We start from the raw sequence: 8,877 nt of genomic DNA, 5'->3' as shown, positions 1-8,877 counted from the left end.
TCACCGAAGGCCGGCCGCTGGATGGGCGGGTACGAGCCGTCACCGGCTGAGTAAGCGTCGCCGATCCCGCCCCGGGCCCAGTACGCCGCCAGGTCGAAGCCGCCCTGCGCGGACAGGTCCCCCTTGGTGCCGTAACCATGCCCACGGGCGTAGATGATCTTCGGGTTGCGCGCCCGGACCTGATCGACGTCGATGCCCATCCGCTGACGTGAATCCGGCAGCAGGTTGGTGACGAACACATCGGCGGTTTCGAGCAACTTCATCAGCAGCTCGAGCCCGTCGGGGGTTGACGTGTCCAGCCCGATGCTGCGCTTGCCGCGGTTGGGCTGCTCGACGAAGTGGTTCACTCCCCCTGCGCCCGTGACGACCCCGGAGCTGATCAGGCCCCGCTGCGGGTCACCGGTCTCGGGGTGCTCGATCTTGATCACATCCGCGCCCCAGTCGGCGAGCACAGCACCGGCGGCGGGCACGAACGTCCACGCCGCGAGTTCGACGACGCGGATACCGCTCAGAATGTCGGTCACAGGGGATAGCCGATCGTCTTGGTCTGCAGGTGTTGCTCGAAACCCTCGATGCCGTTCTGCCTGCCGATCCCGCTCATCTTGTAGCCACCGAACGGGGCGTCGGCGCCGTAGTACATGCCGCTGTTGATCATCAGCGAGCCGGTGCGGATGCGGCGGGCCACGGCCATGGCCCGCTCGTCGGAGCCCATGATCGCGCCCGCCAGGCCGTAGGTGGAGTTGTTGGCCAGTTCGACGGCGCCGTCGTCACCGCCGTCGTACGGGGTGATGGACAGCACCGGCCCGAATACCTCCTCCTGGAAGATCGTGTGGTCCGGTGCGACGTCCGCGACGACGGTCGGTGCCACAAAGAATCCGTGGTCCAGGCCCTCCGGCGCGCCGCCACCGACGGTGACGCGGCCTCCCTCGCGCTTGGCGATCTCGATGTAGTTCAGCACCCGGTCCCGCTGCTTGGCCGACACCAGGGGCCCGCAGAAGGTATTCGCGTCCGACGGGTCGCCGACGGACAGAGCGCCGAAGGTGGCGGTGGCGACCTCGACGGCTTGGTCGTAGTGCGGCCGCGGCACCAGCATCCGGGTGGCCAGCGCGCAGCCCTGACCGGAGTGCATCAGCGCGCCGAGGCAGCCGGGCAGCGCCATGCCCATGTCGGCGTCGTCGAGCACGAGGTACGCCGACTTGCCGCCGAGCTCAAGCATGTTGCGCTTCATGGTGTCCGCCGACAGCCGCTGGATGAGCTGCCCGACCGCGGTCGATCCGGTGAAAGACACCATGTCGATGCGCGGGTCGGTGGCGAGCACCTGAGCGATGTCGTTGTCCGACGCCGGAACGATGTTGACGACACCGGCGGGGATGTCGGTTTTCTCGGCGATGATCCGGCCCCACCGCAGGGCGCTCCACGGCGTCTCGATGGCCGGCTTGAGCACCATCGTGTTTCCGGTGGCCAGGATCTGGCCCACCTTGTTGCTGATGATCTCGAACGGGAAGTTCCATGGTGTGATGGCGCCGACGACACCCATCGGTTCCTTCACCACGACGCGGTTGTACGGCATGCCCATCTTGGCGTCCTGGTCGAGCATCCGCTCCCACTGGAAGGTCGAGATCAGCTGGGCGGGGAACCGGATGGCGTCGGCCATTGGCCATTCCATCTGCGCGATGTACGTCATCCCCACCGTCGCGCCGACTTCGGCGATCAACTCGGCGCGAATGTCTTCCTTTTCCTCCTGCAGCGCGTCGTGCAATTGCATTAGGCACCGTTGACGGAACTCGTGGCTGGTCGACCAGTCGGTGGTGTCGAATGCTCGGCGGGCGGCGGCGATGGCCTCGCCCATGTCCTCGGCACTCGCGTCGGTCGCGAACCCCAGCACCTCTTCGTTCGCCGGGTTCACGTTCTCGACGGTGTTTCCGGTCGACGAATCCCGCAGCCGCCCGTCGATGAACAGCCTGGTCTCGGGATTGAACTGGACAGTTGTAGCGGCGACCGGTGAAGCCGTCATTGGCACTCCCTCTCGCAGAATTATCGGCGTCAGCTAGTGTACCTTGTTATAGATAACTGTTTAGCGGATTCAGTCCCGACTGGCGAGATCTCGAGACCAATGGAGGGGGAGCCGGTTGTCCGCCACTGTCGACAGCGCCCTGCATAGCGGTCGCCACGCCGAGTACGTTTCCGGCATCGCAGCGTACCGCGAGGACTTCCGACGCTACCTACGCGACCTGGACGCGGCCGACGCGTGGCGCACGGCAGCGTTCGCCAGCGCCGAGGACGGGCTGGCGCACGACGCCACGGTGATGGCCAGGTTGCACGCCGACGGCTGGAACCGATACGGCTGGCCGGATGCCGCAGGTGGGTTGGGCGGCAACGAGATTCATCGTGCGGTGTACTACGAGGAACTCGCCTACGCGATGCTGCCAATTCCGGCCCAACACTGGACCCTGGAAACGCTCGGGCCTGCTTTGCTGAAGTTCGCCCCCGGTCTGGCCGCGGCATACCTGCCGGGTTACCTCAGCGGTGCCGAGTGGTGGGGTCAGAGTTTCTCGGAACCCGAGTCGGGCAGCGACCTGGCCAGCCTGCGCACCCGCGCGGTCGACGACGGGGCCGACGGATTCGTCATCAACGGCCAGAAGATCTGGACCAGCCAGGGGCCCACCGCCACGCGGCTGTTGGCGTTGGTCCGGACCGGGACACCCGAGAGCCGACACCGCGGGCTGACGATGATCATGGTCGACGCCGACGCACCGGGCGTCACCATTAGACCGATCGCGTTGGCCAGCGGGCGCCGCGAACTTGCTGAGGTGTTCTTCGACGACGTCCGCGTCGACCGTGAGCGCGTAGTCGGCGATGTCGACGGCGGCTGGGCCGTGGCGATGCACCTGATGCAGTACGAACGCGGCATGTACGGCTACGCGGTGCTCAACAAGGTGCTCACCGAAATGGGTCGATTGCGGGAGGACATGGTGACCGCCGGCGCCACCGACACGCAGCGCCAGCGCTTCGCCAGGGTGTATGTCGACGTGTCGGCCGCCCAGGCGCGAACCGCGACCACCGTGCGCCGGCTGGCCGCAGGCGAGGCGGTCGGCGCGGACAGCAGCATCGACAAACTGCTGTTCGGCCGCGCCGAGAAGGAGGTCAACGACCTCATCCTGGAGATCAACCGGGAGCACATGATCGCCGGGACGGGCCGTGGCGGCGCGGAACTGGACACAGCGCGCGCCGAGTGGTGGTACTCGCGGGCTGCCACAGTGATGGGCGGCACCGCCGAGGTGCAGCGCGGCATCATCGCCGACCACCTCCTCGGGCTGCCCAGGGAAAAACGATGAGAGAAGCGATGACCCAGCACGCGGTTGACGAGTCATGGCGGATGGTCGAGGAGGCGGTGCTCTGGCTCTTCGAGGGGCTGGCGGGCAAGGGCGCCAGCGGGCACGTGGCAATCGGTGCGCGGCTGGCCGAGTTGGGCTGGTCGGAGATCGAGGCCGAGTACCCCGTCGAGGCTGCCGAGCTGTTGTTCCGCGCGCAAGGCAGGTCGCTGGCCCTGACGGACTGCCTGGACCGCGTCATGTTGGCCGAAATGACCGGAGTGCTCGACGGTCCCGCAGCTCACGTGCTGTTGCCTGACCTGGCAAAGGGGTACGCGCCGGGTTCCGATGCCGAACGGGTATCGGGCATCGTCCTCGGACCGCTGGAGGGCCGGATCGTGGTCCCAATATCGGGGCCGATGAGCACCGTGTCGGTGGGCGTGGTCGAGGCATCGCGGCTCGACGGCCAGCGCCTGGACACATTCGACGCGTCGACGTACTGGACCGTGGTGAGCGGATCACTCGACGTGGCGCTGGTCGAGGCATCCACCGAATGGAACCGAGCGCTCGCCGCAGCCCATCGAGCGCTGGCCACCGAACTGGTGGAACTGGCCGAGCGGGCGCTACGCATCGCGGTCGAGCACGTCAGTGTGCGCGTCCAATTCGGCGCGCAGATCGGGTCATTTCAATCGCCGCGCCACGCCCTCGCCGATGCGTCGGCGGTGCTCGCGGGGGCCCGAGCGCTGCTGGGTGAGTCATGGCGAGACGGCGGCGAACTGTTGGCGCTCAGTGCCAAGGCCGCCGCGGGCCGGGCACATCGCGCTGTCAGCGATGTGGCACTGCAGGTTTGCGGAGCGATCGGACTGACCGCCGAGCACGACCTCCACCGCTATGTCACTCGAGGATTCCAGCTCGACGCGCTCTGCGGCTCGCACGATCAGCTCGAGGCGCTGCTCGCCGAGCGACTCTTCGAGGATTCCGAAGAGGCCTGGGCCCCCGGCCGCGCACTGCCCGCCGTCGTCGCTTGGGCCGAGTAGGAAGGCGTATATGCGCCGCAACATCTTCGACGAGATCCATGATGACTTTCGCGCCACCGCCCGCGAGTTCTTCGAGCGGGAATGCCTGCCAAACGTCGAGAAGTGGGAACGTGACGGCAAGGTCAGCCGCGAGGCGTGGCTGGCCGCAGGCAAACACGGCCTGATCGGCTGGGAGTTCGACGAGAAGTACGGCGGCCTTGGCGTCAAGGACTTCCGGTTCAACCAGATCATCACCGAGGAGATGTTCCTGACCGGATCGGTCGGCATCGGACTCGGCGTCCAAAACGACATCCTCATGCCGTATCTGAACGACCTCACCACTGAGGAGCAGAAGGAACGCTGGCTGCCCAAGTTCGTCTCCGGCGAGTACATCGGATCCATCGCGATGTCCGAACCTGCGGCCGGGTCCGACCTGGCCGGCATCAAGACCACCGCCCGAGACGAGGGCGACCACTGGGTGGTCAACGGCCAGAAGACGTTCATCAGCAATGGCCTGCTGTCCAAGCTCGTGCTGACCGCGGTCAAGACCGACCCGTCGGCCCGGCACAAGGGCATCAGCCTGCTGATGATCGAGGACGGGATGGAGGGTTTCAGCCGGGGCCGCAAGCTCGACAAGATCGGCCAACACTCCGCCGACACCGCCGAATTGTTCTTCGAGGATGTCCGGGTGCCCAAGGAGAACCTGGTGGGCGAGCTCAACCGCGGCTTCTACCATCTGGTCTCCAACCTGCCCAGCGAGCGGGTCGGCGTGGCCTGCTACGCACTGCCGGCCGCCCGCCGTGCGCTCGACCTGACCAAGGCCTACGCGCTGGAGCGCACCGCATTCGGACAGCCCATCGGAACCTTCCAGGTCAACAGGCACTTCCTGGCCGAGATGCAGACCAAGCTCGACGCCGCCCAGACCTATCTCGATCAGTGCGTGCTGTCGGTCAACGACGGCACGCTGAGCGATCAGGACGCCGCCGGGTTGAAGTGGTGGACCTCGGAAGTGCAGTGGGAGATCATCGACCGCTGCCTACAGCTGCACGGCGGATACGGCTACATCAACGAGTACGAAGTGGCCAGGCTGTGGCGTGATTCGCGGGTGCAGCGCCTCTATGCTGGCACCACCGAGATCATGAAGGACCTCATGGGACGGGCGATGGGGTACTAGTGATGACGTTGGTCACTGGCAGGCCGCTAATCACGGGCTTAGCCGGAGGAATCGGTTAATCTTCCAAATAGTCAGTTGTTTGATGCATTTACAGTAGCGGCGGAGGTTGTAATGGAGGTCACCAGTCTTCGGGAACCGAAGATGGCCGATCGAGTGGCCACTGTCCTGCGCCGGATGTTCATCCGCGGCGAGATCACCGAAGGCACCATGCTGCCGCCGGAGTCCGAGCTGATGGAGCGCTTCGGGGTGTCCCGGCCGACGCTGCGGGAAGCGTTCCGGGTGCTCGAGTCCGAATCCCTGATCCAGGTGCAACGCGGGGTACGCGGCGGCGCGCGCGTCACCCGTCCACGTCGTGAGACGCTGGCCCGCTACGCGGGCTTGATCTTGGAGTACGAGGGCGTCACGGTCAAGGACGTCTACGACGCACGGGTCACCCTTGAGGTTCCGATGGTCGAGCAGTTGGCCAAGGACCGCAGCCCCAAGGTGATCGCCGAACTCGAGCAGATCGTCGAACGCGAGTCGCAGCTGAACCCGGGCAGCGAAGCCGTCGATCAACTGACCGACTTCCACGCCGCAATCGCGCGGTTGTCCGGCAATGCCACCCTGCAGATCGTCAGCGACATGCTGCATCACATCATCGAGAAGGCCAACCGCTCGCTTCAGCCCACCGCCGGTACGCGTGCCGAGCAGGCGGTCCGCCGGTCAGCCAAGACCCACCGGATGGTGCTGGACCTGATCAAGGACGGCGACGCCGAGAAGGCCGGCCTGCTCTGGAAGCGCCATCTCCAAAAGGCAGAGGAATTCGTCCTGACGGGGGCCGAATTGTCCACTGTCGTAGACCTTCTCGAATGACGGGCGTCGATCAGCGGGTAAACCACCACGATCTGGAGACACCTGACTCGATACAAGTCCGGTTCGGTATCGAGTACGTCGAATCGCGTCCGCCTGAGGCCACCGCCGTGCTGTCGATGCAGATGCACCGATTCCGGAATCCGTACACGGGCGCGCCGACGGTCGGACCGTTGGCCATTCTCGTCGACGCCGCCGCCGGGATCGTTAACCACTACCGCAGGCGGCCTGGGCTGTGGACGGTTTCCAGTGAGCTGTCGATGGACCTCAGCACCGACGTCGGGGAACTCGATGGTCCGGTGCTGGCCAGCGCACACGCGCTCGGTCCACTGGGTGCCACGTCGCTGGGGATCTGCACACTGACTTACCGCGGAGCCGTAATCGGCGCCGGCACCGTGCGATCGTTTTTCATCCCCGCCGGCGACGTCGTACCCCAGTATCGGCCCGAGACCCTGCAGCGGTTGCCGGAGACCACGCTGTCGGACCTCATGGCCATCACCGTCGCACCCGACACCACCGGTTGCGTGGTGCTGTCGCAGGGTGTCGACCAGAATCTGAATAACGACATCGACATCGTGCACGGTGGGGTGGCAGCGGCCGGGCTGGAACTGGCGGCTTCGGCGGCAATCAATCAGAACCGTTCCGACGGTCCGCTGCAGACCGGGTCGTTACGGGTGAACTTCTTGCGCCCCTTCTTCGCAGGCGACGAATCCCGATATGAGGGAACGCGATTGCGGGTGGGCCGCAGTACTGCCATTGGCGACGCGCAGGCACTCGGCGACGACGCCAAAGTCGCGATCACCGCGCGGGTGACCGCCTACCGCTGACGGTTATTTCTTGTTGGAACGGGCGCGGAATGCCGCGACCCGTTCCTTGAACTCAGGCGTCGAGAATGACGTCAACTCCTCGGCGAGCGCGTATTCCAGCACCCCGTGGGCGGCCCGGCTCAGGTGCATGTTGAGCGCCACCTTCGATGACCGCAGGGCCTGCGGCGGCAGGGCGGCCAGCCGCTCACCCAGCGCCAGCGCTTCGTCCAGCACCGCGTCGTCGGCGACCACCTTGGTGACCAGGTTGAGCTTCTCCGCGATCGGTGCGGTGATCCGATCTCCGAGCAGGACATACTCTTTGGCCTTCATCATGCCGATCAGCAACGGCAGCATCGCCGCGCCGCCGTCGCCCGCGGTCAACCCCACCGCGACGTGTGGATCGGCCAGGTAGCTGCTCTCCCCCATCACCAGCAGGTCGGACAACAGGGCGATCGAGCAACCCAATCCCACTGCCGGCCCGTTGACCGCGGATACCAGCGGCTTGGGGAAGTCGATCACCTCGAGGAAGACCGTCCGTGCTTCTTGGATCTGGAACGCGCGGGCCACCTCGTCCTCGATCAAGCGGCCGAACATCACCATGTCACCGCCTGCCGAGAACGCCTTACCCACGCCGGTGGTCACCACGGCGCGCACGTCGTCATCGGCGGACAGCACCCGCCAGATGGTGGCGAACGCGTGGTGCACCTCCTCGGTGACGGCGTTGAGCGCCTCAGGACGGTTGATGCTCACGATGTGGACGTTGCCGCGCTTCTCCACCAGCAGCCACGGGGCGAACTCTTCGTATCCGGACAAGGTGGCGATCTCAGAAGTCGTCATGTGATGTCCCATCAGTTCTTTTCGTTGGAGAGGATGGTGACCGCGGAGACCGCGGTCGGGCCACCGATGTTGTGCGCCAACGCAACGCGCGCACCGTCGACCTGATTCTCGGCCTCGCCGCGAAGTTGGTTGAACAATTCGTAGCACTGCGCGACGCCGGTTGCTCCCGGTGGATGCCCCTTGGCCTTCAGGCCCCCGCTCGGGTTGATGGGCATCGACCCCCCGATGTAATGCTCGCGACTCTCGACCAGCTTGTAGGCCTCGAACCGCTCGACGAAACCGAGGTCCTCGTAACTGATAAGCTCGACACCCGTGAAACAGTCGTGGACTTCGGCGACGTCGACGTCGCGGGGTGTCACACCCGCCATCGTCATCGCGGCCTTGGCCGCGCGCACGGTCGGGGGGAACGTAGTCATGTCCCGCTTGTGCTGGTGCATCACCCGGTCCATCCCCAGACCCACACCACGCACCCAGACCGGCCGATCGGTGAACCGGTCCACGACCTCCTCGGCGGCCAAGATGACCGCGGCGGCACCGTCGCTCTGCGGGGTGCAGTCATAAAGCCCGAACGGGTCGACCACCATCGGGGCGGCCAGCGCTTGCTCGACGGTGATCTCGTAGCGCAGTTGGGCTTTCGGGTTCTTCAGCGCGTGGAAATGGTTCTTCACCGCCACCATCGCCATGTGCTCCTTGGTGGCCGGCGCCTCGTGCAGGTACCGGTTGACGTGCAACGCGAAGTTGGCCGGAGCGACCAGGCCGAGCGGATAGTCCCAGGCGTTGTCGCGCGTCATCGCGGCCCAGTCCCAGAACGTGGTGCTGGACGCCGTCTCGCGCACCTTGTCCGCTCCGACCACGAGCACCACGTCATACAGTCCCGACGCGAT

9 protein-coding genes are annotated in these 8,877 nt (G+C 65.8%); 5 read left to right on the top strand and 4 right to left on the bottom strand.

Annotated elements, in window-relative coordinates; genetic code table 11:
* Together JWP83_RS07705 and JWP83_RS07700 are read right to left on the bottom strand one after the other, a co-directional pair.
* The coding region (locus JWP83_RS07705; RefSeq protein WP_297728083.1) for a CoA transferase at window positions 1-524 on the bottom strand (524 nt) is incomplete at its 3' end.
* A complete protein-coding gene (locus JWP83_RS07700) occupies window positions 521-2,014 on the bottom strand; it encodes an aldehyde dehydrogenase family protein (protein WP_297728080.1) in 1,494 nt (497 codons plus the stop codon). The genes JWP83_RS07700 and JWP83_RS07705, both read right to left, overlap by 4 nt.
* Window positions 2,015-2,129: 115 nt before the next feature.
* On the opposite strand from JWP83_RS07700, the gene JWP83_RS07695 reads away from it, so the two are divergent.
* From JWP83_RS07695 to JWP83_RS07675, 5 genes are all read left to right on the top strand, one after another.
* On the top strand, window positions 2,130-3,335 hold the full coding sequence (locus JWP83_RS07695) for an acyl-CoA dehydrogenase family protein (protein WP_297728077.1): 1,206 nt from the start codon (window positions 2,130-2,132) through the stop codon (window positions 3,333-3,335).
* Window positions 3,332-4,348, top strand: a complete 1,017-nt coding sequence (locus JWP83_RS07690) for an acyl-CoA dehydrogenase family protein (protein ID WP_297728074.1) — start codon at window positions 3,332-3,334, stop codon at window positions 4,346-4,348. Before JWP83_RS07695 ends, JWP83_RS07690 begins: the two co-directional genes overlap by 4 nt.
* Before the next feature lie 10 nt (window positions 4,349-4,358).
* Window positions 4,359-5,501: an acyl-CoA dehydrogenase family protein gene (locus tag JWP83_RS07685; protein ID WP_297728071.1), complete on the top strand. Its 1,143-nt coding sequence runs from the start codon at window positions 4,359-4,361 to the stop codon at window positions 5,499-5,501.
* A gap of 111 nt (window positions 5,502-5,612) precedes the next feature.
* Window positions 5,613-6,353, top strand: coding sequence for a FadR/GntR family transcriptional regulator (locus tag JWP83_RS07680; RefSeq protein ID WP_297728068.1), 741 nt, complete (start codon window positions 5,613-5,615; stop codon window positions 6,351-6,353).
* Window positions 6,350-7,177 carry a PaaI family thioesterase gene (locus JWP83_RS07675; protein WP_297728066.1) on the top strand — a complete coding sequence of 276 codons (828 nt, stop codon included), beginning with the start codon at window positions 6,350-6,352 and terminating at the stop codon, window positions 7,175-7,177. The genes JWP83_RS07680 and JWP83_RS07675 overlap by 4 nt, the downstream gene beginning before the upstream one ends.
* A gap of 3 nt (window positions 7,178-7,180) precedes the next feature.
* On the opposite strand, the gene JWP83_RS07670 is transcribed toward JWP83_RS07675, so the two are convergent.
* Together JWP83_RS07670 and JWP83_RS07665 are read right to left on the bottom strand one after the other, a co-directional pair.
* Entirely contained in the window at window positions 7,181-7,993 is an 813-nt protein-coding gene (locus tag JWP83_RS07670) for an enoyl-CoA hydratase-related protein (RefSeq protein ID WP_297728063.1), read from the bottom strand.
* A gap of 11 nt (window positions 7,994-8,004) precedes the next feature.
* Window positions 8,005-8,877, bottom strand: an 873-nt coding sequence (locus tag JWP83_RS07665) for a thiolase family protein (protein WP_297728060.1), incomplete at its 5' end; no start/stop codon positions are given.

The organism is Mycobacterium sp., assembly GCF_025965855.1.
Classification (GTDB): domain Bacteria; phylum Actinomycetota; class Actinomycetes; order Mycobacteriales; family Mycobacteriaceae; genus Mycobacterium.
The sequence above is the reverse complement of the archived record's forward strand: the minus strand, read 5'-3'. Positions and strand labels throughout refer to the sequence as shown.